Origin of the sequence: Nesterenkonia populi, from assembly GCF_007994735.1 — a bacterium.
Taxonomy (GTDB): Bacteria; Actinomycetota; Actinomycetes; order Actinomycetales; family Micrococcaceae; genus Nesterenkonia; species Nesterenkonia populi.
Map to the genome: position 1 here is coordinate 721530 of NZ_VOIL01000001.1, position 22830 is coordinate 744359.

Sequence of the window (22830 nt, forward strand, 5' to 3'; positions counted from 1 at the left end):
GTTGTCTAGCCAATGATCGGCCGTCCTTCCGGGTAGCGGTAGCGGATGCGGCTCTGCCGCAGGGTCAGGGCTGCGGCGAAGGTCATGATGCCCACACGTCCAGCAAACATCAGTGCGGAGAGCACGTACAGGCCGGACGGCGGCAGCTCGGAGCTCAGCCCGGAGGTGAGCCCGCATGTGGCGAAGGCGCTGATCGATTCGAACAGCGGCCGTTCGAGGTCCTCGTCGCTGATGATCATCAGCGCCATGGTGGAGACCAGGATGAACGTGGCCCCCATGGCGACCACGCTGACTGCCACCCGGACAGCCTGGGCGGGAATGGTGCGGCCGTGGGCGGTGGACTCGCCGTGGCCTCGGGCCTCGGCGAGGAACGCCAGGAAGATCACCGCCAAGGTGGTGACCTTGATGCCGCCCGCGGTGGACGCCGAGCCGCCGCCCACGAACATCATCGCGCTGGTGAGCAGCATCGTCTCGGAGTGCTCTATCGCATTTTCAACCACGGAGAAGCCGCCCGAGCGCATCATCACCGAGGCGAACAGGGAGTTCTGCAGCTTCTCCCCGGCGGTCATCTGCCCGATGGTCTCGGTGTGGTTCCATTCCAGCAGGGCGTAGCCGACGGCGCCCAGCACCATCAGCAGCACGGTCACCTCCATGGTGAGCTTGGCGTGCAGGCCCCAGCGCTTGACGTGCCAGCGGCACCGCCACAGCACCAGCAGCACTGGGAATCCGAGCGAGCCGAGGAAGACGCCGATCATGATTGTCCAGAGGACGACGGGGTCGTGGCTGACGCCGTCGAGCCCGTCAGGGTGGATGATGAACCCGGCGTTGTTGAACGCGGAGACCGAGTAGAAGAGCCCGTGCCAGATGCCGGCGAGCACGTCCTGCTCCAGCTGGATGAGCCGAGGAACCAGAACGACGGCGAGGGCCGCCTCCACGACGAGGGAGCAGATCACCACGGTGCGGATGAGGGAGCCGACCTCGCCCAGGGAGCCGGTGGGCATTCCCTGCTCGGCGACCAGCCGGGTGCGCAGTCCGAGGTGGTGCGTGACGGAGAGCGCGACCAGGGAGGCGAGGGTGAGAATGCCGAGTCCGCCGATCTGGATGCCGGCGAGGATGACGATCTGTCCGGCCGGAGACCAGTGCTCGGCGGTGTTCACTGAGGTCAGTCCGGTGACGGAGACTGCTGAGGTGGCGGTGAACAGGGCGTCGTGGAAGGCGGGGGAGCGGCCGTCGGCGGTGGACCAGGGGGCCAGCAGCAGCGCGGTGAACACCATGATCACCGCTGCGAAGATCAGCAGCGCGGTGCGCGGCGGGGATGACTGGGCCATCCGGCTGACCAGTCGCTTGGTTCCCTCCCAGGCTTCGCGCACGCACCTACTGTAGACACGCAGCGGGCCCGGCCGAAGTGCGACCGGGCCCGAAGGTTGAAGGTTAGCTTCAGAGGAAGAGCTCAGTCCTCTTCGATGATCAGCGGGTAGACGCCGTTCTCGTCGTGGACTTCGCGGCCGGTGACCGGGGGGTTGAAGACGCAGACCATGCGCATCTCCTCCTCCACGGACACATGGTGCTTCTCGTGCCCGTCGAGGAGGTACAGGAACCCGTCGGTGATCGGGTACTCCTTGCCGGTCTCCTTGTCGGTGAGGGTGCCCTTGCCGCCCACGCAGTAGACGGCCTCCACATGGTTTGCGTACCAGAAGTCGTTCTCGGTGCCAGCCCGCAGCGTGGTCTCGTGCAGGGAGAAGCCGACCTTCTCCTTGGCGAGGACCATTCGGCGGGATCGCCAGTTGGGCTCGTTGATGTCGCGGTCGGTGCCGTTGAGGTCATCGATGTGCAGGGTGTACATACACGCTCCTTAAAGTTTGGGGAGGGACGACGCCGTCGTGCCTGAGGTCATGCTCCCAGGCGAACGTTGCGCCCCGGTTACCGAGCACGGGGCACGTCAGGGAGGCCCGCCGCCGGGCCAGCTGCCGGTCAGTGGGGTGCCCGGAGGCGGCTGGGCTCCCCCATCTGGCCTGTGGCGGCCAGCACGGCCTCCTCCAGGATGGCCAGGCCCTTCTGCAGATCCTCGTCCGGGATGTTCAGAGCGGGCATCAGCTTGACGACCTCGTCCTGGGGGCCTGAGGTCTCAACGAGCATGTTGCGCTTGTACGCCTCGGCGGCGACCTTTCCGGCGGTGTCCGGGTCCGGGAAGCTGACGCCGGTGAGGAAGCCGCGGCCCTTGATGTAGGAGCCCTTGACGTGCTCGGTGATCTTCTCCATGCCGGTGCGGAGGGTCTCGATCTTGCCGGCGAGCTCCTTCTGGAAGGAGCCGTCGGACCAGAAGAGCTCCAGGGCGCGGGCGGCGGTGACGAAGGCGAGGTTGTTGCCCCGGAAGGTCCCGTTGTGCTCGCCGGGCTCCCAGACGTCCAGCTCGGACTTGAACAGGGTCAGCGCCATGGCGAGGCCATAGCCGGAGATCGACTTGGAGACGCAGACGATGTCGGGGTAGATGCCTGCTTCTTCGAAGGAGAAGAAGGTGCCGGTGCGACCGCAGCCTGCCTGCACGTCGTCGACGATCAGCAGAATCTTGTGCCGCTTGAGCAGGTCGGCCAGGGCCTTCAGCCACTCCATGCGGGCCGCGTTGAGGCCGCCTTCGCCCTGGACGGTCTCGACGATGACGGCGGCGGGCTTGTCCACGCCGGAGCCGGAGTCCTCAAGGACCTTCTCCAGCCAGAGAAAGTCAGGGATGTCCCCGTCGAAGTAGTCGTCGTAGGGGATCTTGGAGCTGTTGGTCAGCGGAATGCCTGCGCCGCGGCGCTTCATCGAGTTGCCGGTCACGGACAGGGCGCCCAGGGTCATCCCGTGGAACGCGTTGGTGAAGGACAGGATGTGCTGCCGCCCGGTGACCTTGCGGGCCAGCTTCAGCGCGGCCTCCACAGTGTTGGTTCCTGTGGGGCCGGGGAACATCACCTTGTAGTCCAGGTTGCGGGGCTCGAGGATGACCCGATCGAAGGTCTCCAGGAAGCGCCTCTTTGCGGGGGACTTCATGTCCATGGAGTGGGTGACCCCGGAGTTGGCCACATACTCGACCACCAGGTCGCGCAGCTCGGGATGGTTGTGCCCGTAGTTCAGCGCGCCCGCCCCGGAGAAGAAGTCCAGGTACTTGGTGCCGTCCTCGGACCACTGATAGGGGCCCTCTGCCTTCTCGAAGACGGCGGGCCAGCTCATGCAGTAGCTCCGCACCTGGGATTCGCGGGTATCAAAAATGTCTGTAGCCATGCTTCTTTCCTGGGTTACCTAACGGGTTGCGAACAGAAACTTAGAGTACGACGACAAAGCTTGGGAGAACCTGGGGGTTCGACTACGTCGCCGGGGCGTGCAGCGGCTCCACGGTGTAGAGGTCCTCGGCGGCGTGCTCCTCACCAGTCTCCTCCTGATGCGGGAAGAGGTCTTCGGTGAACAGGGAGGTGCGGGTCATCTCGGTGCCGTGTGCGCGGGCCAGGGCCCCGAAGAGCGCCAGGGAGGCCTCATTGTCGATGGTGACCGTAGTCTCCAGCCGGGAGACGTCGTCGGCAGTGCGCTCGACCAGGTCGAAGAGCATCTTCTTGGCCAGCCCGCGGCCTCGGAACCGGGAGTCCACTGCGACCTGCCACACGAACAGGGTGGAGGGGTCTGTCGGTTTGCGGTAGCCGGTGATGAAGCCCGCCGGCTCTCCTTCCACCTCAGCGATCACTGAGGTCCCGGCGAAGTCTCGCGCCCACAGCAGGTACGCGTAGGGGGTGTTGGTGTCCAGCACCCCCGTGCCCTCCGCAAGGCGCCAGAGGTCTGCCCCGTCGGCCACCGTGGGTGGCCGCAGGATGATCAGCTCATTGCTCTGTTGGTCGCTCATCGCTCCAAGATTAGTAAGACCCGGTGACGATTCCAACAGCGCTGCACAAAGCTTGAAAGTTCCTCAGCAGATTGGTATGCGACGACGTCTGGAGTCTGGGTGTCGGCCCAGAGCTTGCCATGAATCCCCTTGAGAGTGCTGACAAGGCGTAAACCGCTCAGTAACATGATTCCTGAAATTGTCCGCAGACAGAAAGAGGAGGTTCCGCTGATGGGACTCGAGGACAAGGCAGACGCAGGCAAGGACAAGGTGGCCGGCAGCGCCAAGGAGGGCGCAGGAAAGCTCACCGGTGACGAGCGCACCGAGGCCGAGGGCAAGGGCCAGAATCTTCAGGGCAAGCTGAAGGACGCCGGCGAGTCCGTGAAGGACGCAGCGGGCGACGCCCGCGACTCGGTGAAGGGCTTCGCCGACGGCATGAAGAAGGACTGAGGCCAGCCTCCGCGCTGAGCTCCCGAGGCCGGGCAGGACACGCTCCTGCCCGGCCCTTCTGCGTCTACGGCCGGTTAGACTCGTCCGCCGTGACAAAAAGCTTCGTGCCCGGCTTCGGCTGGAAGATCCACGGTGACGGAAAGACCATCAGGCCCGGCGACGTCGTTGCCCCGGAGGAGCGGCTGAGCTGGCCGCAGACCGCCGGAGTCGGCATGCAGCACGTGGTCGCGATGTTCGGCGCCACGTTCCTCGTCCCGGTGATCACCGGGTTCCCGCCGTCCACCACGCTGCTCTTCTCCGGGATCGGCACCCTGCTCTTCCTGGTCATCACCGCGGGCCGGGTCCCCAGCTATCTCGGCTCGTCCTTCGCGTTCCTCGCCCCCGTGGGCGCGGCGAGCGCACAGTACGGGATGTCAGGAGCGCTCGGCGGCATCCTCACGGCCGGCCTGGGACTGTTCCTGGTGGGACTGATCGTCCATTTCGCCGGACCCGCCTGGATCCAGAAGCTGATGCCCCCGGTGGTCACCGGATCCATCGTGGCGCTCATCGGCCTGAACCTGGCGCCGGCCGCCTGGGACAACGTCCAGGAGGGGCCGGTGACCGCCACGGTGACGATCGTGGCGATGCTCGTCGCCGGGGTGCTATTCCGCGGGATGCTCGGCCGCCTCTCTATCCTGGTCGGCGTCGTCGTGGGCTACTTGGTGGCTGTGGTGCGCGGCGAGGTGGACTTCTCTGAGGTCGACGGCGCCGGGTGGGTGGGCCTGCCGGAGTTCGCCTCCCCCACCTTCCACCCCGGCGTCTTGGTGCTCTTCATTCCCGTGGTGCTGGTGCTCGTGGCGGAGAACGTCGGGCATGTGAAGTCGGTGGCGCTGATGACTAAGCGGGACCTCGATCCGATCACCGGCCGGGCGCTGATGGCCGACGGCGCGGCGACGATGCTCGCCGGCTCCGGCGGCGGCTCCGGCACCACCACCTACGCGGAGAACATCGGTGTGATGGCCTCCTCGAAGGTCTACTCCACCGCCGCCTACTGGGTGGCCGGCATGTTCGCGATCCTGCTGGCCCTGGTGCCGAAGTTCGGCGCCCTGGTCAACACGGTTCCCGACGGCGTCCTCGGGGGCGCCGGCACCGTGCTCTACGGGATGATCGGCATCCTTGGGGTGAGGATCTGGGTGCAGAACAAGGTGGACTTCTCCCATCCGATCAACTTGGCCGTCGCTGGGGTGCCTCTGATCATCGCGATCGCCGACTACACGATGCTCTTCGGCGAGATCGTCTTCACCGGCATCGCTCTGGGGTCCGTCGCCGCCCTCGTCATCCACCACGGGATGAGCGCGATCGCCCGTTGGCGCGGCACCGACGCCGGCTTCGAGGACACCGAGGCTGACCTGGCCGTCCCCGTGAACCAGGACGACGCCGCACACCTCGAGACCGGTGGCAGCTGGGACGAGGACACCTCCGGGAGGTAAGGGGGCAGCAGCGGGCGGGGATCAGCTGCTCTGCCTGAAGGCCGTCCTCGCTCTCATTCCTGCATGAGGGTGGCTGCCAGGGCCAGCAGGTGCTCCTCGGTCCTCGGCCTGCCGATGAGCTGGATGCTCCAGCTCAGCCCGTCGGCATCGGTGTGCACCGGCACGCTGATGGCAGGAAGGCCCAGCACGTTGACGATGGCGGTGTATGGGGTGAACCGGCACTGCTCGGCCCCGTTCGCGGCAGGCTCCAGGCGGTCGAACCAGCCGACCTCCGGGGGTGCGTACCCGAGCACCGGGGTCATGATCAGGTCCCAGGGGCCGAAGATGTCCCCGGCGGCGTCGGCGGCCTGCTGAAGGCGAGCCTCGGCGGCCTCTGCCTCACCGGCTGGGCGAGCCTCGGCGGTCTCGAGGTAGTGGCGGGTGAGCGGCTCCATCTGTTCCCGCTGGTCCTCCTGAAAGTTCCCGCGGGCAAGCCGTGAGGTCCACAGGGCGGTGAAGTCGCTGTAGAACTGTGCGGGCCAGAAGCGTTCCGAGCCCGTGCAGTGATCCGTGCCCTGAACGCTGTGGCCTCGGCGGCTCAGCCGGAGGATGCCCTCCTCCAGGGCGGCGACGGCTCCCTCCGCGAGGGTGATCTCCAGCTCCGGGGAGAAAGGCGATTCAGCGGTCACGCCCACCCTCACCGGTGCCGTGCCGTGCTGCTGTGCGTGGTGGACGGCACGGGAGGCCGGGCCGTAGGCGAGGCCGAGGCGGTCCTTGGCCCCGTCTGCAGGCTCGGTGCGGAACCGGCTTCCTGCCATCGCGTCGAAGAGCAGGGCGGCATCCTGGGGGATGGTGGCCAGAGGTCCGTTGACCCCGACGTTCGCGGCCAGCGGGGCCTGCGGGTCGTCGGGAAGGCGCCCGCGGCCGGGCTTCAGCCCGACCAGCCCGCAGGCGGCAGCGGGGATGCGGATAGAGCCGCCGCCGTCGCTGCCCGGGGCGAACGGCAGGATTCCGGCTGCCACCGCGGCGGCGGCCCCGCCTGAGGAGCCCCCGGCGGTCCGGGAAGGATCCAGCGGATTCCGGGCGGGCGGGCCCACCCGGTTCTCCGAGTAGCAGTGCAGTCCGAACTCGGGCACCTGCGTCTTGCCGATGCTGACGGCGCCGGCGGCATGCGTGCGGCGCACCAGCGGCTCGTCCCGGGCGGGGATGTCCGCTGGGATCGCGAGGGTTCCGCGAGTCCTCGGCAGCCCGCCGACCCGGCTGAGGTCCTTGAACGCCAGCGGCAGCCCCAGCAGGGGCGTCTTCGCTGAGAGCTCGGCGAGCGACCCGTGCCGGCGGACCATCTGGACGACCTCGTCGAGCTGCTCTGCCTTCGCCAGCGCGTACTCCGGATCCATCGAAATGAACGCGCCGAGCTCGGTGAGGGTCGCAGCGGCGGTCAGCGCCGTGCCGGTCAGCTCCACCGCGCTCACATCCCCGGTCAGGATCGCGGCCCTCCACTGGTCTGCCGTGGAAGCGCGGAAGTCGGCTCGGGTGCGGTCCGTGATGTGCTCAGCCGAGGGTGCGGGGTGCGGGGAGCTGAGCTGTGCCATAGGCCTCACTCTATGCACATCGTCGTGCCGCGGGGAGGCTCAGCGCGCTATCGTGACGGCATGAGCGACGTCGAGACTGTTCCCGCCGCAGAGGTCCCCGCCGACGCCCAGCTGCTGGACGTCCGGGAGGTCTACGAGTTCCGGGCCGGGCATGCCCCCGGCGCCCTTCACATACCGGTGGAGGAGGTCCCTGTGAGGTTCGACGCCGAGCTTGACCCGGACGAGGACTATTACGTGATCTGCCGGACGGGGGGCCGCAGCATTCAGATCGCCGGCTGGCTGACCCAGCAGGGGTACTCGGTGCTCTTCGTCGGCGGCGGGTATGACGGCTGGGTCACCTCCGGCCGCCCCATCGAGGGTGAGGATGGGGAGCCCCGCATCCTCTGAGGGGTAGGCTTCATCCCTGTGACCGGCACACTCCGCTACTCCTACCTGGGCCCCGCGGGCACCTTCACCGAGGCCGCCCTGGCCCAGATGCCCGGCGCCGAGCAGGCTGAACGCATCCCCACCTCCAGCGTGCTGGCCGCACTGACCATGGTTGACGATGGGGAGGCCGACGCGGCCGTCGTCCCCATTGAGAACTCCGTGGAGGGCGGGGTCACCGCCACCTTGGACGCCGTCTCGGTGGCTCACCACCTGCAGATCACCGCCGAGACGCTTGTTCCGATCACCTTCGTGCTGGCCTCCGGGCAGCCGATGGAGCTCTCCGAGGTGTCCTCGGTGGCCACCCACTCCCACGCCTGGGCGCAGGTCCGCTCCTGGGCTGAGAATGTGCTGCCTCGGGTGGAGTATGTTCCCGCGTCGTCCACCGCCGCCGGCGCGCACAGCCTGACCACGGACATCCCGGTGGCGGATGCGGCGATCTGCGCCCCCCTGGTGGCCGAGCAGCTGGGCCTGCATGTGATCGCCTCCGGGATCGAGGATGTCCCTGGGGCGGTGACCCGCTTTGTGCTGGTCGCCAAGCCGGGCCCGGTGCCTGCGATGACCGGGGCCGACAAGACCACGGTGACCATCCCCCTGCCCGAGGACCGGGCGGGCGCGCTGATGGAGCTGCTGGAGCACTTCGCCACCCGCGGGGTGAACATCTGCCGCATCGAGTCCCGCCCCACCGGCAGCGCGATGGGCGACTACTTCTTCTCCATGGACCTGGAGGGCCACATCCGCGAGCCGCGGGTCGCGGACGCGCTCGCCGGCATCCACCGGGTCTCCCCGGCGGTCCGGTTCCTCGGCTCCTACCCGCGGGCGGACGGCAAAGCCCAGCAGATGCGCCCGGACGTCTCTGAGGAGGCGTTCGACGCCGCCCAGCAGTGGGTGGCCTCCCTCATTCAGCACGGGTGAGGCTTCTCATCAGCCGCCCGTGGATACACTCGGGCCTATGAGTCTGGTCGGCGTGGTCCTGAATGTGACCAAGGAGCATGCGGCTGAGGCGGTCCGGCTCATCGAGTTCGTCTGCTCCGAGGCCGGCATGGACACCCCGCTGATCATGGCTTCCACCGTTGATGACCCGGGCCATGTGATGACCCGCCGGGCGCTGGATGCCGGCTGCGACGTCGTCATCGCAGCCGGAGGCGACGGCACCGTCCGGGCGGTCGCCGCAGAGATCGCCGGCACGGACATCGCCCTGGGCGTGGTGCCGATGGGGACGGGGAACCTCTTCGCCCGCAACATCGGCCTGCCGCATGATGACCTGCTGTTCTGCGTCCAAGAAGCCATTCATGGTCAGGCTCACGCGGTGGACACGCTGCAGCTTCAGCTCAAGCGTGCTGATGGGTCCATCGACGAAGAGCTGTCCATGGTGATCGCTGGAGGAGGGCTCGACGCTGAGGTGATGGCAGACACCCGTGAGGCTCTGAAAGCACGGGCTGGGTGGCTCGCCTACGGAGAGTCCGGGCTGCGGCACGTGGCCGGACGTCGCAAGGACGTCACCGTGGAGCTCGACCACGGTGATCGTGCCGAGGTCCGGATCCGCTCCGTCCTGCTCGCCAACTGCGGAACCCTGCAGGGGGGAGTGCGTCTGGTGCCGACCGCCCTCTTCGACGACGGGCAGATGGACGTGGTGCTTCTCTCCCCGCGGAACCCGTGGGACTGGGCGCGCATCGTGGCGAAGACGGCGCTGCGCTTCGGTGAGGACATCCCGGTGATGACGGTCAAGCAGACCGCCGGGTGCTCTCTGGAGATGCAGGAGCCGATGCCGTTCCAGATCGACGGCGACGCCGTGGGAGAGGTGGTCGGGGTGAAGGCCGAGGTGGTGCCGTCCTCACTGAAGGTCAACGGTGTGGCCCGCGCCGTGACCGACCAGACCGCTGGATGACCCCTCCTGCAGGGGACACGCTGACCTCGTTGCATCCCCTTTATGGGTCGCTCGCACGAGGCATCACTATGAGGACTTCGGTGTGAAAGCGGCTGTTTCGACACTAACGGGAGGAAAAATGTATAGATGTCCCATTGCCTGCCGAAATAAATGTTGGGCCCGGATCCGACAGACATCGTGTGTGACGCATTGTGAGGCGAGTTGATGTTGCGAAGAGTGACGGCGCGCGTCTTCACCCTCGTTTGCTTTGCGCTGCTGCTTGCATCATGCACTTCTGATACTGATGCAGGCCCTTCGGGAGACGCGGCCGGAGACCTTGTAGGGGTGAATGAGGGAGACGTCAGGGAAGAGCTTTCGGCTCAGACGCAGGTCATCGTTCAGGACGCGTCACCCATTGTCGGCGAGGAGCCCAGCTACGCCCCCGATGGTGGTGCAGCGTGGACAATCGTCCAGGCGTGCAGCGACCAGGCCACCCTCGGGGGGTCAGACCTGGTGGAGTACGCCGTTGTGCCTTCTGATGAGTACGATGAGCAGCTCCAGGATGAGGTGGAGGCTGGGGGTCACGGTGATCTGATCAGCGGGTGCTGAGCCGTAATGATGATCGCATGGCGGGCCGCCCGATAGGCTGGTCCCCGTGATCGACATTAAGGACCTCATCGAGAACCCGGAGCAGTACAAGGCCTCGCAGCGCGCCCGGGGCGCCTCTGAGTCTGCGGTGGACGAGCTCATGGCCGCTCACGAGGTCCGCTCCGCAGCGATCACCCGCTTCGAGTCCCTCCGTGCCGAGCAGAAGGTCCACGGCAAGAAGGTCGCCAAGGCCCAAGGCGATGAGAAGCAGCAGCTGCTGGAGGAGGTCAAGCAGCTCAGCCAGGACGTCAAAGCCGCCGAGGCCGCCTCCGGGGAGGCCCAGGCGGAGCTGCGGCGGCTGCAGGCCGGCTTCCCCAATCTCATCCACGACGGCGTCCCCGCCGGCGGTGAGGACGACTTCATCACCCTGCGCACCGAGGGCGCCCCGCGTGACTTCGCCGCAGAGGGCTTCGAGCCCAAGGACCACCTCGAGCTCGCCGAGGCCCTCGGAGCGGTGGACATGGAGCGCGGAGCGAAGGTCTCCGGCGCCCGGTTCTACTTCCTCAAAGGCATCGGCGCCCGCCTTGAGCTCGCCATCATGCAGTTGGGGCTGGACCAGGCGCTCGCCGCCGACTTCACCCCCATGATGACCCCCACCCTGGTCCGCCCCGACACCATGGCCGGCACCGGGTTCGACGTCGAGCACGACGACGAGATCTACCGCCTCGAGCGCGACGAGCTCTACCTCGTCGGCACCTCCGAAGTGGCGCTGGCCGGCTACCACGCCGACGAGATCCTCGACCTCTCCGCGGGCCCGCAGCGCTACGCCGGCTGGTCCACCTGCTACCGGCGCGAAGCCGGCTCCCACGGAAAGGACACCCGCGGCATCATCCGCGTCCACCAGTTCAACAAGCTGGAGATGTTCGTCTACTGCTCCGCCGAGGAGTCCGAGGCTGAGCACGCGCGGCTGCTGGAATGGGAGGAGCAGATGCTCACCAAGCTGGAGCTGCCCTACCGGGTGATCGACACCGCCGCCGGGGACCTCGGCCTCTCCGCGGCCCGCAAATTCGACTGCGAAGCCTGGGTCCCCACCCAGGGCACCTACCGGGAGCTGACCTCCACCTCGGACACCACCACGTTCCAGGCCCGGCGTCTGAACATCCGTGAGCGCACCGTCAAAGAGGACGGCACCAAGGGTCCGACGGCGCCCGTCGCCACCCTCAACGGCACCCTGGCCACCACGCGGTGGATCGTCGCGATTCTGGAGAACCACCAGCAGGCCGACGGCTCCATCCGCATCCCCGAGGCGCTGCGCCCCTACCTGGGCGGCATCGACGTCGTGGAGCCTTCCGGGAAATAATCAGGTTCTGCACACCTTCGCTCGTTAGCAAAGAGGCATGGGCTCAGCACCGCTGTCGGCAAGGACAGCCTCATCTTGCTGGCAGAAGTTATTCTGAGTTTCTAAGATCTAGGTGTTGGCACAAGCCAGCACCCTGACCCTCTTAAGCGAAGGAGCGGATATGTCCGACAAGTACGCAGACTACACAGTCCCCGGCATCAGCCAGGAGAACGGACGTGAGCTCGCAGGTCTGCTGCAGGCCCGCCTCCACGCCCTCAACGACCTCCACCTGGTGCTCAAGCACGTGCACTGGAACGTGGTGGGACCCAACTTCATCGCCGTCCACGAGATGCTCGACCCCCAGGTGAGCAAGGTCCGTGAGTTCGCCGATGAGGTGGCCGAGCGCATCGCCACCCTCGGCGTGGCTCCCTCCGGCCTCACCGGCGAGCTGGTCTCCGAGCGCAGCTGGGCCGACTACCCCCTGTACAAGGCCCCCGTGGAGGACCACCTCAAGGAGCTGGACAAGGTCTACGCCGGCGTCCTGGGTGACCACCGCGAGGTCATGGGCAAAGTCGGCGACGTCGACCTCGTCACTGAGGACCTGCTCATCGGTCAGATCAAGGAGCTGGAGCTCTTCCAGTGGTTCATCCGCAGCCACATCGAGAAGGTATCCGCCTGATCTGAACCGCACAGCGCCAAGGCCCGGCTCAGCGAACTGAGCCGGGCCTTTTCGTGCGCCCAGGTCGAAAATGTGGCGCTTGACACACCCGGCTCGAGATATTTAGTCTTTCGATAAGACGAAATGTGGGCCACATCACGCCGGCACCCAAAACGGGCAGCCGTTCGGGTCCGCAGGATCACCCGAAAGGACATACGCAATGGCGCGTAAGCACTCACTCACAGCTGGCATCTCTGGTCTTTCGATCACCTCCCTGGTCGCACTGACTGCCTGCGGCGACGACAGCGGCGACGGCGGGGGAGACGCCAATGCATGGGTCCTCACCGGAGGCGGCTGGCCTCAGATCGAGGAGGACTTCGAGCGGTGGAACGATGAGAGCCCCGAGCAGGCGATCGACGTCGAGGCCTACGAGAACGACGCCTACAAGGAGCAGATCCGCACCGCCGTCGGCGCCGGCGAAGCCCCTACTCTCATCATGAGCTGGACCGGCGGCGCACTCCTGGAGTACGTCGAGTCCGACCGCGTCATCCCGCTGACCGAGCACACCGGAGAGCTGGAGGACCGCGTCCACGAGGCTGTCTGGCAGAACGGCGTGATCGACGACGAGACCTACGCCGTCCCCCTGAACGACGTCCAGCCCGTGGTCATGTACTACAACCAGGAAGTCTTCGACGAGGTCGGCCTGGACATTCCGGAAACATGGTCGGACGTCGAGGAGGCCATCGAGGTCTTCAACGACAACGACATCGCTCCCTTCTCCCTGGCGGGCGGCTCCACCTGGCCCGCCCTGATGTGGCTGCAGTACCTGACTGACCGCCACGGCGGCGAGGAGCAGTTCGCCGGCGTGATCGAGGACGGCGAGTCCTGGAGCAACGAGTCCATCCTCTTCGCCCTGGAGACCATCCAGGAGCTGGGCGAGAACGGCGGCTTCATCGACACCTACAACGGGATCTCCGCCGCTCAGAACGAGGACGCCCAGCTGCTGGCCGACGGCCAGGCCGCCATGCTGCTGCAGGGCTCGTGGGTCTACGCCACCATCAACATGGACTTCCCCGAGTTCGCCGAGTCCGGAGACTTCGGGTTCACCACCTTCCCGGAGCTGGAGGAGGGGCAGGGCGACCCGAGCAACATCGTCGGAAACCCCGCCAACTACTGGTCGGTCTCTGCCGATGCCCCCGAGGAGGAGCAGGAGGACGCCATCGCCTACCTCAGTGAGCACCTCTACAACGACGAGGCGGTGGACGCCATGCTCGACGCCGGCTCCCTGCCGCCGCTGAATGACATCAGCGACCGCATCGAGGGCACCGAAGCCGAAGACTTCCTGACCTTCGCCGACGAACTGGTCGCCGAGGCCAATCATTTCCAGCTGTCCTGGGACCAGGCCGTGATGCCTGAGCATGAGCAGGTCCTGATGGACAACCTCTCCGAGATCCTCTCCGGGAACATCACCCCGGAGGAGTTCGCGGAGAACATGGACAGCGCGACCAGCTGACACAGGACCAAGACACCTCACCCATGACTGAGACTGCCGCACCCCGCTCCACGGACGCCCCGGAGAGCCCGCAGGGCCCAAAGGTCGCAGACGAGGCAAAACGTCCCAGGCCGACGACTCCGCCCAAGAAGTCGGGCATCCACCGCCAAGGACCTTCCTTCCTGATGGCGGTGCCCGCAGTGGCGCTGTTCGGGCTCTTCGCCCTCGTGCCGCTCTTCGGCGTGATCGCCATCTCCTTCCTGGACTGGCAGACGGTCCGGGGCACCGTGGAGTGGGTCGGCACCAGCAACTGGGAGACCGTCCTGTCCGACCGCAGCTTCACGTGGCGGGCCCTGGAGCTGACGGTCTACTTCGTCGTCGGCTCCTACCTCTTCCAGATGCCGACGGCACTGCTCCTGGGCGTATTCATGGCAGGGGCCCAGAAGTACCGGGCGCTCCTGTCGGTCCTGTACTTCCTGCCGCTGCTGTTCAGCTCAGTGGCGGTCGGGCTGACCTTCCAGTCGCTGTTCTCCCCGAACTATGGGATCTCGGCGGCGCTGTCCTGGCTGCCGCTGCCCAATGACTGGCTGTCCAACCCGAACCTGGTCATGTTCGTGATGGTGTTCGTGGTCGGCTGGTGCTTCATCCCCTTCCACGCGCTGCTGTACCAGGCCGGCGTCCGGCAGATCCCCCAGACGATGTACGAGGCGGCCACGCTTGACGGCGCCGGCCGGGTGCGCCAGTTCTTCTCCATCACCCTGCCCCAGCTGCGCTACACCTTCATCACCTCATCCACGCTGATGCTGGTGGGCTCGCTGACCTACTTCGACCTGATCTATGTGCTGACCGGCGGGTCTCCGGCCAACGCCGTCCGAATTCTTCCGCTGGACATGTACATCGAGGGCTTCAGCTCCCATAACCTGGGCAACGCCTCGGTGATCGCGGTGATCCTGGTGGCGATCGGGCTGGCGCTCTCGCTGCTGCTGAACGTGCTCTCCGGCTCCACCAAGATGCAGTCCGACAAGGCAGGTGCCTGAACCGATGACCCATACCGCATCCACCGAGGCCAAGATGCCGGACGCTGGGCAGGGCCTGAACCCCGCTGAGCCCGAGGGTGGAGCCCAGGGCACCAAAGCCTTCGGACCCAAGGGACGCGGCACCAAGCCCGCCCGCCCCTACGAGTCCCCCAACGTGCTGGGCGGCATCCTGGGCTGGGTGTGGCTCGGCATCATCATTCTGCCGATCTACTTCATCGTCATCACCTCGTTCCGCTCCCGGCAGGATCTGGCAGCGAATAACCAGCTGGTCCCCACCGCTGAGCCGACCCTGCAGAACTTCGTCCGGGTCATCGAGAACGACTTCTTCCACTTCTTCCTGAACTCGGTGATCGTGACGATCTCGACGGTCGCTGTGGTGCTGGCGGTCTCGGTGATGGCCGCCTACTACATCACCCGCTCCACCAGCTGGGGCGGCGGCCGCCTCTTCCAGATGATCCTGCTGGGCATCGCGATCCCGGTGCAGGCCACCATCATCCCCGTCTACTACCTGATCCAGTACCTGGGCCTGTATGACACCCTGTGGGCGCTCATCCTGCCGCAGATCGCCTTCGCCATCCCGCTGAGCGTGCTGATCATCGTCAACTTCGTCCGCGACATCCCCAACGAGCTCTTCGAATCGATGCGGGTGGACGGCGCCGGCGAGTGGAAGATCCTCACCTCCCTGGTGCTGCCGATGTCCAAGCCGGCCCTGATGACCGTGGGGATCTACCAAGCCCTCCAGGTGTGGAACGGCTTCCTGTTCCCTCTGGTGCTCACCCAGTCCCGGGACGTCCGAGTGCTGCCGCTGAGCCTCTGGGAGTACCAGGGCCAGTTCGGCGTGGACACTCCAGCGACCCTGGCTGCCGTGGTGCTGTCCGCGCTGCCGCTGCTGGCCGCCTACATCGTGGGCCGCCGCTACATCGTCGCCGGGCTGACCGCCGGCTTCTCCAAGTAAGAAGGACCACTATGACTGTTCGCGGACCCTGGAATGACACGTCTCTGAGCGCCGAGGAGCGCGCGGAAGCGCTGCTGGCACAGATGACCCTGGAGGAGAAGGTCTCCCAGCTGGGCGCCCACTGGGAGATGCAGGCTGACACCGAGGACGTCGAGGGCGACGTCGCCCCGATGGAGGACGCGATGTCGGCGGGGAAGCTTCCCTTCGAGGAGGAGATCCTCGACGGGCTCGGGCATCTGACCCGCACTTACGGCACTGAGCCGCTGAGCGTCCCCGAGGCTGCGAAGGATCTGCGCGAGCGGCAGGCCGCCGTGGCTGCGAACAGCCGGTTCGGCATTCCGGCGATCGCCCACGAGGAGTGCCTCACCGGGTTCACCGCCTACCAGGCCACCGTCTACCCGACCTCGCTGGCCTGGGGCGCCACCTTTGACCCGGAGCTGATCGAGCGCATGGCCCAGGCCATCGGCGAGGATATGGCCGCCGTGGGCGTGCAGCAGGGGCTCTCCCCGGTGCTGGACGTGGTGCGCGACGCCCGCTGGGGCCGAGTCGAAGAATCCATCGGCGAGGACCCCTACGTCATCGGAACCCTCGCCACCGCGTATGTGAAGGGCCTGCAGAGCGCAGGGGTCATCGCCACCCTGAAGCATTTCGCCGGATACGCTGCGTCCCGGGCCGCACGCAACCACGCTCCGGTGCACATGGGCCGGCGCGAGCTGATGGACCTGATCCTCGTCCCCTTCGAGATGGCGGTCCGCGAGGGCAGGGCCGGCTCGGTGATGAACTCCTACGCCGACATCGACGGTGAGGCCCCGGCGACCTCGCACTGGCTGCTCACCGAAGTGCTGCGTCAGCAGTGGGGCTTCGAGGGCACTGTGGTCGCCGACTACTGGTCCGTCGCCTTCCTGGAGAAGATGCACCGGGTCGCTGCGGACCAGGCCGAGGCCGCCCGCTTGGCCGTCTCCGCAGGGCTGGACATCGAGCTTCCTCACACCGGCGGCTACCGAACCCTGCCTGCCCAAGTCCGCGAAGGCCTGCTCGAGGAGGCCGTCATCGACACCGCCGCTGCCCGGGTGATCCGTCAGAAGATCGAGCTCGGCCTGCTGGATGCCCCGAAGGGCGAGTCGCACTGGCAGCCGCAGATCGATGAGAGCCGGGACCTCGACTCCGCGGCCAACCGGCGGATCGCCCGCGAGGTCGCTCAGAAGTCCCTCGTCCTGCTGAGGAACGACGGCACCCTCCCGGCGGCGCCCGCCGACCTGGCCGGGAAGCGGATCGCCGTCGTCGGCCCCTCAGCCGATGACGCCCGCACCATGATGGGCTGCTACTCCTTCCCCAACCATGTGCTCGTCAAGTACCCGGAGGGGACCTTCCCGCACCACGGCCTCGGTGTTCCCGTGCCCACGATCCTCGAGGCTCTGCGCGAGACCTACGCCCAGGCTGAGATCACCCACACCCCGGGCGTGCCCATCGTCGAATACGACGACGCCGGGGTCCCGGCCGCCGCGAACGCCGCCGCTGCCGCAGACCTCGCCGTCATCACCGTGGGCGATCTCGCAGGCATGTTCGGCAGAGGCACCTCCGGCGAAGGCTGCGACGCCGAGGACCTCAAGCTGCCCGGAGCCCAGCAGGAGCTCATCGAAGCGGTGCTCGCCGCCGGCACCCCCGTGGTCCTGGTGCTCATCACCGGCCGCCCCTACGCCCTCGGCGGCATCGCCGAACGCTGTGCCGCCGTGGTGCAGGGGTTCTTCCCCGGGCAGGAGGGCGGTCCGGCACTCGCGGAGCTGCTCTCAGGGTCGATCGAACCGACGGGCCGCCTGCCCATCGGCGTCCCCGCCCGTCCCGGCGGACAGCCCGTAGGCTACATCGCTGCGCCGCTGGGGCAGAACAGCCAGGGCGTCTCCAACCTGGACCCCACTCCGCTGTACCCCTTCGGCCACGGGCTGAGCTACACCACCGTGAAGTACAGCGGCCTGGCCGTGGAGCCCGGGGAGATCGACGTCGACGGCACTGCCGACATCCGTGTCACCGTGACCAACACCGGCGAGCGCCCGGCTGAAGAGGTCGTCCAGCTCTACTTCGGCGACCGGCACGCTCAGGTCACCCGCCCGGTGAAGCAGCTGCTGGGCTACCAGCGAGTGTCGCTGGCCCCGGGGGAGGCGAGGGAGGTCACGTTCTGGGTGCACGCGGACCGCTTCGCCTTCACCGGAGCCGGCTTCCGGCGGATCGTGGAACCGGGCGCCATCGACGTCTGGGCCGGGCCCAGCGCGGAGGACCTGCCGCTGGCGGCTGAGCTGAGCCTCACCGGTGAGATCCGGCACGTCACCGGCCGCCGGGTGCTGGACACCCCCGCCCGCGTGGGGGAAGCACTGGCCCAAGGTTGAACTTATAAATGAACACTTAAATGGGATCTGTGACGCCGCGTGACGATGCGCGGCGTCACAGATCCCATTCTCCTTTAATGTGAGGCGTAATCACCTGACATGGAGAGGAGGGCCGATGCGCCGGGCACAAAAATATGTTCACAGCTATGGGCGCCCTGGCCTCGCTCTCCTGGCTCTCAACGCGCTCGCCGGCTGCGCTGCCGGCGGCGGCGAGGAGCAGATCACCATGGTCGGGTTCGCCGTGCCGGCCGAGGCCAATGCCGCCGTCGGCGACGCCTTCTCCCAGACCCCCGAGGGCGAAGGCGTCACCTACGCCACCTCCTACGGCGCCTCGGGCGACCAGTCCCGCGCCGTCGCCAACGGCCTCCCCGGCGAGTTCGTCCACTTCAGCATCGAGCCGGACGTCACCCGCCTGGAGGAGGCGGGCATGGTCGCTGAGGACTGGGACGAAGGGCCCAGCAGCGGGATGGTGACTGACTCGGTCGTCGTCCTGGTGGTCCGGGAGGGAAATCCCAAGGACATCACAGACTGGGAGGACCTCATCCGTGACGACGTCGGCATCGTCACCCCCAACCCCGGCTCCTCCGGCGCAGCCCGGTGGAACATCCTGGCCGCCTGGGGATCGGTGCTTCAGGACGGCGGAACCGAGGATGAGGCCGCCGAGTACATGGAGCAGATGATCGCGAACGTCCAGGCCTTCCCGGGGTCGGGACGCGACGCCACCACCGCCTTCCTCGACGGCACCGGCGACGTGCTGCTCTCCTACGAGAACGAGGCCATCCTGGGACGCCAGGCGGGGGAGGACTACGAGTACATCGTGCCGGACCGCAACCTGCTCATCGAGAACCCCGCTGCCGTCACCGAAGACTCCCCGCAGGCTGCCCAGGACTTTCTGGAGTTCGCCCTGAGCCCCGAGGGTCAGCAGATCTACGCCGGCTACGGCTTCCGGCCGCTGCGCCACGTCGCCGACGAGATGGAGATCGACGACGTCGAGGGCGCCGAGGACCCCACCGACCCCTACCCCGAGGTGGAGACGCTGTGGACCATCGACGATGACTTCGGCGGCTGGGACCAGGTCGTCGAGGACTACTTCGACACCGACGGGATCATCACGGAGATCATCGAACAGTCAGGGATGAGCTGATGCGCGCCACCACACTCACCCGCCCCGCCTCCCTGGCCCTGGGCATCTCCGTGCTCTGGTTCTCCCTGCTGGTGCTGCTGCCGCTGGCACTGGTCATCGTCGCCTCCTTCGACGACGGGTGGGAGGTCTTCTGGGGAACCCTCACCAACGTCCAGACCGCCAACGCCATACAGCTCACCCTCACCTCAGCGCTGGCCGCCACCGCGGTGAACATCGTGGTCGGCACCCTGATCGCCTGGGTGCTGGTCCGTGACCGGTTCCCCGGCAAGCGAATCATCGAGCTCCTCATCGACATCCCCTTCGCCCTGCCCTCCCTGGTGGCGGGCCTGGTGCTGCTGAGCCTCTACGGGCCCACCAGCCCCCTGGGCATCAACGTGCTCGGCACCCCCTACTCTGTTTTCCTCGCCGTGCTGTTCGTGACCCTTCCCTTCGTGGTCCGGACCGTGGAGCCGGTGCTCATCGAACTCGACACCGAGGTGGAGCAGGCCGCCGAATCCCTCGGCGCCTCCAAGGTCACCACCTTCCGGCGAGTGATCCTCCCCGCCCTGACCCCGGCCATCGCCGCCGGAGCCACGCTCTCCTTCGCCCGCGGCGTCGGCGAGTTCGGCGCCCTTGTCCTGCTCACCGGCAATCGGCCCAACGTCTCAGAGGGCGCGCCCATCCGCATCCAGTCCTACATCGAGACCGACAACACCGCCGCGGCCGCCTCAGTCGCGGTCTTCCTGCTGCTGGTCGCGCTGGCCGCCATCGGCATTCTCGACGTGATCTCCCGGAGGGTGGCCCGCCATGGTGAGTAGGGCCGCATACCTGCGCGTCGGCGTCGTCGTGGTCTACCTGTTCCTGCTGGTGGGCTGGCCGCTGGCAATGGTCGTCCAGGAGACCTTCCTCTCCGGCGAGAACTACCTGGCGATCGCCCTGAGCGACCCCTCCGTGCGCAGCGCCGTATGGGTGACCCTGGGCGCAGCGGCCTGCGCGGTGGTGCTGAACACGATGCTCGGCGTGGCCCTGGGCATCCTCCTGGTCCGCTACGAGTTCCCCGGCCGGCGGCTGCTCTCCGCGCTCGCCGACCTGCCTGCCTCCGTCTCCCCGATCGTCGTCGGGCTGGCCCTGCTGCTCGCCTACGGGCCGGTGCACGGACTGCTCGGCGCTCCGCTCGCCGAGGCGGGCGTGCAGCTGATCTTCAGCTTCCCCGGCATCGTGCTGGCTGTGACCTTCGTGTCCTTGCCGCTGGTGCTGCGGGCTGTCATGCCGGTGCTGCAGGAGGTCGGCACTGACCAGGAGACCGCCGCGCAGTCGCTCGGCGCCTCGGGCCGGCAGGTGCTGGTGAGAATCACCCTGCCCTCCATCAAGTGGGCGGTGGCCTACGGGCTGGTGCTCACCCTCGCCCGGGCCGTGGGCGAGTTCGGGGCGGTGCTGATCGTCTCCGGCGGCATCGTCAACCAGACCGAAACCGCAACCATCGCCGTCCAGCGCCTCCACCAGGGCTTCGAGACCGGCCAGGCCTACGCCGTCGGCTTCCTGCTGGCCCTCGTCGCCGTCGCGGCCCTGGCCATCGTGACCATCCTGCGCCCGCACGAGCGGGACCGACCCTGAGGAGAGCCATGGGGATTGAGATCTCTCAGCTGAACAAGAACTACGGCGACTTCGCCGCGCTGAAGGACATCAGCCTTTCGGTGCCCTCCGGGGGCCTGACCGCGCTGCTGGGCCCCTCCGGCTCCGGCAAGACCACGCTGCTGCGGATCCTCGGCGGGCAGGAGTCCGCCGACTCCGGCACCGTGCAGATCGACGGCAAGGACGTCACCGTGCTGCCTGCCCAGAAGCGCAACATCGGGTTCGTCTTCCAGCACTACGCCGCCTTCAAGCACATGTCCGTGGCCAAGAACGTGGCCTTCGGGCTCGAGATCCGCAAGGTTCCCAAGGACCGGATCAGGCAGCGGGTGGACGAGCTGCTGCAGCTGGTGCAGCTCTCGCAGCACGGAGACAAGCTGCCCTCCCAGCTCTCCGGCGGGCAGCGTCAGCGCATGGCTCTGGCTCGGGCGCTGGCGATCGACCCGACCGTTCTGCTGCTGGATGAGCCCTTCGGAGCCCTGGACGCCAAAGTTCGCAAGGAGCTGCGGGACTGGCTGCGCCGCCTTCACGACGACGTCCATGTCACCAGTGTCTTCGTCACCCACGACCAGGAGGAGGCCCTCGAGGTCGCCGACACCATCGTGGTGGTCAACGAGGGCCGCATCGAGCAGGTCGGCACCCCTGAGGACATCTACGACAAGCCCGCCACTGACTTCGTCTTCCACTTCATCGGCGAGGCGACCCGGCTGGGGAATGTGCTGCTGCGCCCGCACGACGTCGTCATCCGCCCGGAGCATGAGGGCGAAGGCTTAGCGGGGGAGATCACCCGCTGGAACCGGGTCGGCTTCGAGATCCGCCTGGAAGTCACTCTGGACGAGGCCGTCCAGCCCGGCCCGGTGCACGTGCAGCTCACCCGCACAGAGGCCCAGGGGCTGGGGATCAGCCGGGGTGACCGAGTCCAGGCCGCCCCTCACCCCAGCGCGGAGCTGCGGGCTGCCGCCGGACGGTGAAGCGGCAGCCGCTGCTTGACGGCGAGCCCGCCTCAGAGGCGATCGGCGATCGCTTCGGCGAGGGAGCGGGCGGCGTCGGGGACACGGTGCAGGTTCAGCGCCGGCTCAAAGAGCTCGACCTCCAGCAGGACGATGCCGTGCTCGGCTGAGCTCACCATGTCGACCCTGCCGTAGAGCGGTGCTTCGCCGCCGGTCGCTGTCTCGACGGCGCGCATCACCTCGGCGCCGAAGGCGGTCTCCTCCTCGCTCGCCGTCACCGGCTGCGGGTTCTCCAGGTACTGGCCTCCGCGGAAGCCCCCGCCGCGGGCGAGAAGCGCCCCCTTGGCGATCGTATGCGTGTGGGCCCCATCGATGAAGTAGAGCGCCTTCTCCATCCCTTCGGAGAGCTCGGGGATCTCCGGCTGGATCATCACCGTCCGTCCGAGGCCCAGAATCCGCTCGCCGAGGCTCTTCGCCGCCGGGGAGTCGGCACGCAGCAGCTCAGTGTCCTCGGCGCCGGCAGAGACGGAGGGCTTGATCACCGCCCAGTCGCTGCCGCGGCGCGCGAGGGCGGCGTCGAGCTCCGAGGCGTCCGTGACCCACTCGGTGGGAACGAGGGCGATCCCTCGCTCCTCGAGCTCGCGGAGGTAGAGCTTGTCGAGGTTCCAGGTCACCAGCGCGGGAGGGTTCAGCACGGTGACGTGCTCCTGCGCCTGCTGGAGCCAGCGGCGGAACTCCTGCTCCCGCTGCGGGTAGTCCCAGGGGGAGCGCAGCACCAGCAGGCTGAACCGCGCGGCGTCCTCAGCATCAGCCGGCCACCGGTGCCACACCACAGGCTCCGCAGAGACGCCGCGCTCCTCCAGGGCCCGGATCAGCGGGCCGGTGTCGTTGTCCTCATCGTCGGGCCGGTATCGGTCGGTCACGACGATGCCCACCTGCACAACGCTCACACGCCTCATCCCTTCGCTGTTCTTCGTCGGCGCCGTCGGAGCCGGGCCCCAGGCTATCCCTATCTCCGCGCAGCGAAGCTCAAGCGCCTCATTTTGTACTG

At 67.4% G+C, this 22830-nt stretch carries 22 protein-coding genes; 16 read left to right on the plus strand and 6 right to left on the minus strand.

All coding sequences use genetic code 11. From position 1 onward, the window contains the following. Nucleotides 1–5: 5 nt before the first annotated feature. The 4 genes from FWJ47_RS03410 to ectA all read right to left on the minus strand — a co-directional run bounded on the left by FWJ47_RS03410 (nt 6) and on the right by ectA (nt 3868). On the minus strand, nt 6–1370 hold the full coding sequence (locus FWJ47_RS03410) for a TrkH family potassium uptake protein (RefSeq protein WP_246126142.1): 1365 nt from the start codon (nt 1368–1370) through the stop codon (nt 6–8). An 80-nt stretch (nt 1371–1450) separates the two neighbouring features. Then, nucleotides 1451–1843, minus strand: a complete 393-nt coding sequence (locus FWJ47_RS03415) for an ectoine synthase (protein WP_147104111.1) — start codon at nt 1841–1843, stop codon at nt 1451–1453. Nucleotides 1844–1971: 128 nt separating this feature from the next. Then, nucleotides 1972–3258 (minus strand): diaminobutyrate--2-oxoglutarate transaminase, encoded by a 1287-nt coding sequence (ectB, locus tag FWJ47_RS03420; RefSeq protein ID WP_147104114.1) that lies wholly within the window; start codon nt 3256–3258, stop codon nt 1972–1974. Between the two features lie 82 nt (nt 3259–3340). After that, nucleotides 3341–3868, minus strand: coding sequence for a diaminobutyrate acetyltransferase (gene ectA, locus FWJ47_RS03425; RefSeq protein WP_147104117.1), 528 nt, complete (start codon nt 3866–3868; stop codon nt 3341–3343). A gap of 210 nt (nt 3869–4078) precedes the next feature. On the opposite strand from ectA, the gene FWJ47_RS03430 reads away from it, so the two are divergent. Together FWJ47_RS03430 and FWJ47_RS03435 are read left to right on the plus strand one after the other, a co-directional pair. After that, a complete protein-coding gene (locus tag FWJ47_RS03430; RefSeq protein WP_147104120.1) occupies nt 4079–4297 on the plus strand; it encodes a CsbD family protein in 219 nt (72 codons plus the stop codon). Nucleotides 4298–4386: 89 nt separating this feature from the next. Further along, on the plus strand, nt 4387–5766 hold the full coding sequence (locus FWJ47_RS03435; RefSeq protein ID WP_246126143.1) for a uracil-xanthine permease family protein: 1380 nt from the start codon (nt 4387–4389) through the stop codon (nt 5764–5766). Nucleotides 5767–5819: 53 nt separating this feature from the next. On the opposite strand, the gene FWJ47_RS03440 is transcribed toward FWJ47_RS03435, so the two are convergent. Beyond that, nucleotides 5820–7337 (minus strand): amidase, encoded by a 1518-nt coding sequence (locus tag FWJ47_RS03440; RefSeq protein WP_147104123.1) that lies wholly within the window; start codon nt 7335–7337, stop codon nt 5820–5822. A gap of 60 nt (nt 7338–7397) precedes the next feature. On the opposite strand from FWJ47_RS03440, the gene FWJ47_RS03445 reads away from it, so the two are divergent. The 14 genes from FWJ47_RS03445 to FWJ47_RS03510 all read left to right on the plus strand — a co-directional run bounded on the left by FWJ47_RS03445 (nt 7398) and on the right by FWJ47_RS03510 (nt 21800). Beyond that, nucleotides 7398–7724, plus strand: a complete 327-nt coding sequence (locus FWJ47_RS03445; RefSeq protein ID WP_147104126.1) for a rhodanese-like domain-containing protein — start codon at nt 7398–7400, stop codon at nt 7722–7724. A gap of 12 nt (nt 7725–7736) precedes the next feature. After that, on the plus strand, nt 7737–8675 hold the full coding sequence (gene pheA / locus FWJ47_RS03450; protein WP_425466003.1) for a prephenate dehydratase: 939 nt from the start codon (nt 7737–7739) through the stop codon (nt 8673–8675). A 37-nt stretch (nt 8676–8712) separates the two neighbouring features. Continuing rightward, a complete protein-coding gene (locus FWJ47_RS03455; protein WP_147104133.1) occupies nt 8713–9648 on the plus strand; it encodes a diacylglycerol/lipid kinase family protein in 936 nt (311 codons plus the stop codon). Nucleotides 9649–9972: 324 nt separating this feature from the next. Beyond that, entirely contained in the window at nt 9973–10236 is a 264-nt protein-coding gene (locus FWJ47_RS03460) for a hypothetical protein (RefSeq protein WP_147104137.1), read from the plus strand. 46 nt (nt 10237–10282) lie between these two features. After that, a complete protein-coding gene (gene serS, locus FWJ47_RS03465; RefSeq protein WP_147104141.1) occupies nt 10283–11575 on the plus strand; it encodes a serine--tRNA ligase in 1293 nt (430 codons plus the stop codon). Nucleotides 11576–11735: 160 nt separating this feature from the next. After that, a complete protein-coding gene (locus tag FWJ47_RS03470) occupies nt 11736–12233 on the plus strand; it encodes a Dps family protein (protein WP_147104144.1) in 498 nt (165 codons plus the stop codon). A gap of 199 nt (nt 12234–12432) precedes the next feature. Next, nucleotides 12433–13725, plus strand: coding sequence for an extracellular solute-binding protein (locus FWJ47_RS03475; RefSeq protein WP_147104147.1), 1293 nt, complete (start codon nt 12433–12435; stop codon nt 13723–13725). A gap of 23 nt (nt 13726–13748) precedes the next feature. After that, the gene (locus tag FWJ47_RS03480) at nt 13749–14741 is read left to right on the plus strand and encodes a carbohydrate ABC transporter permease (RefSeq protein ID WP_211358959.1); all 993 of its coding nucleotides are present in this window, start codon (nt 13749–13751) and stop codon (nt 14739–14741) included. A gap of 4 nt (nt 14742–14745) precedes the next feature. Continuing rightward, the gene (locus FWJ47_RS03485; RefSeq protein WP_246126144.1) at nt 14746–15696 is read left to right on the plus strand and encodes a carbohydrate ABC transporter permease; all 951 of its coding nucleotides are present in this window, start codon (nt 14746–14748) and stop codon (nt 15694–15696) included. 11 nt (nt 15697–15707) lie between these two features. Further along, nucleotides 15708–18077: a glycoside hydrolase family 3 N-terminal domain-containing protein gene (locus tag FWJ47_RS03490; RefSeq protein ID WP_147104150.1), complete on the plus strand. Its 2370-nt coding sequence runs from the start codon at nt 15708–15710 to the stop codon at nt 18075–18077. 115 nt (nt 18078–18192) lie between these two features. Beyond that, entirely contained in the window at nt 18193–19221 is a 1029-nt protein-coding gene (locus tag FWJ47_RS03495) for a sulfate ABC transporter substrate-binding protein (RefSeq protein WP_147104153.1), read from the plus strand. Beyond that, nucleotides 19221–20018, plus strand: a complete 798-nt coding sequence (gene cysT, locus FWJ47_RS03500; protein ID WP_147104155.1) for a sulfate ABC transporter permease subunit CysT — start codon at nt 19221–19223, stop codon at nt 20016–20018. The genes FWJ47_RS03495 and cysT overlap by 1 nt, the downstream gene beginning before the upstream one ends. Further along, nucleotides 20008–20814, plus strand: coding sequence for a sulfate ABC transporter permease subunit (locus FWJ47_RS03505; protein WP_147104158.1), 807 nt, complete (start codon nt 20008–20010; stop codon nt 20812–20814). Before cysT ends, FWJ47_RS03505 begins: the two co-directional genes overlap by 11 nt. 8 nt (nt 20815–20822) lie before the next feature. Then, nucleotides 20823–21800, plus strand: a complete 978-nt coding sequence (locus FWJ47_RS03510; protein ID WP_147104161.1) for a sulfate/molybdate ABC transporter ATP-binding protein — start codon at nt 20823–20825, stop codon at nt 21798–21800. A 32-nt stretch (nt 21801–21832) separates the two neighbouring features. On the opposite strand, the gene FWJ47_RS03515 is transcribed toward FWJ47_RS03510, so the two are convergent. Continuing rightward, entirely contained in the window at nt 21833–22738 is a 906-nt protein-coding gene (locus FWJ47_RS03515; RefSeq protein WP_147104164.1) for an ATP-grasp domain-containing protein, read from the minus strand. Between the last annotated feature and the right edge of the window lie 92 nt (nt 22739–22830).

Excerpts from the sequence above, each read along its gene's own strand:
- FWJ47_RS03485 (WP_246126144.1), top strand. The coding sequence starts at position 14,746 with ATGACCCATACCGCATCCACCGAGGCCAAGATGCCGGACGCTGGGCAG.
- FWJ47_RS03505 (WP_147104158.1), top strand. The coding sequence starts at position 20,008 with ATGGTGAGTAGGGCCGCATACCTGCGCGTCGGCGTCGTCGTGGTCTAC.
- FWJ47_RS03480 (WP_211358959.1), top strand. The coding sequence starts at position 13,749 with ATGACTGAGACTGCCGCACCCCGCTCCACGGACGCCCCGGAGAGCCCG.
- FWJ47_RS03495 (WP_147104153.1), top strand. The coding sequence starts at position 18,193 with ATGCGCCGGGCACAAAAATATGTTCACAGCTATGGGCGCCCTGGCCTC.
- FWJ47_RS03515 (WP_147104164.1), bottom strand. The coding sequence starts at position 22,738 with ATGAGGCGTGTGAGCGTTGTGCAGGTGGGCATCGTCGTGACCGACCGA.
- FWJ47_RS03415 (WP_147104111.1), bottom strand. The coding sequence starts at position 1,843 with ATGTACACCCTGCACATCGATGACCTCAACGGCACCGACCGCGACATC.
- ectA (WP_147104117.1), bottom strand. The coding sequence starts at position 3,868 with ATGAGCGACCAACAGAGCAATGAGCTGATCATCCTGCGGCCACCCACG.
- FWJ47_RS03475 (WP_147104147.1), top strand. The coding sequence starts at position 12,433 with ATGGCGCGTAAGCACTCACTCACAGCTGGCATCTCTGGTCTTTCGATC.
- ectB (WP_147104114.1), bottom strand. The coding sequence starts at position 3,258 with ATGGCTACAGACATTTTTGATACCCGCGAATCCCAGGTGCGGAGCTAC.
- cysT (WP_147104155.1), top strand. The coding sequence starts at position 19,221 with ATGCGCGCCACCACACTCACCCGCCCCGCCTCCCTGGCCCTGGGCATC.
- FWJ47_RS03440 (WP_147104123.1), bottom strand. The coding sequence starts at position 7,337 with ATGGCACAGCTCAGCTCCCCGCACCCCGCACCCTCGGCTGAGCACATC.
- FWJ47_RS03470 (WP_147104144.1), top strand. The coding sequence starts at position 11,736 with ATGTCCGACAAGTACGCAGACTACACAGTCCCCGGCATCAGCCAGGAG.
- FWJ47_RS03445 (WP_147104126.1), top strand. The coding sequence starts at position 7,398 with ATGAGCGACGTCGAGACTGTTCCCGCCGCAGAGGTCCCCGCCGACGCC.
- FWJ47_RS03510 (WP_147104161.1), top strand. The coding sequence starts at position 20,823 with ATGGGGATTGAGATCTCTCAGCTGAACAAGAACTACGGCGACTTCGCC.
- FWJ47_RS03430 (WP_147104120.1), top strand. The coding sequence starts at position 4,079 with ATGGGACTCGAGGACAAGGCAGACGCAGGCAAGGACAAGGTGGCCGGC.
- FWJ47_RS03455 (WP_147104133.1), top strand. The coding sequence starts at position 8,713 with ATGAGTCTGGTCGGCGTGGTCCTGAATGTGACCAAGGAGCATGCGGCT.
- FWJ47_RS03490 (WP_147104150.1), top strand. The coding sequence starts at position 15,708 with ATGACTGTTCGCGGACCCTGGAATGACACGTCTCTGAGCGCCGAGGAG.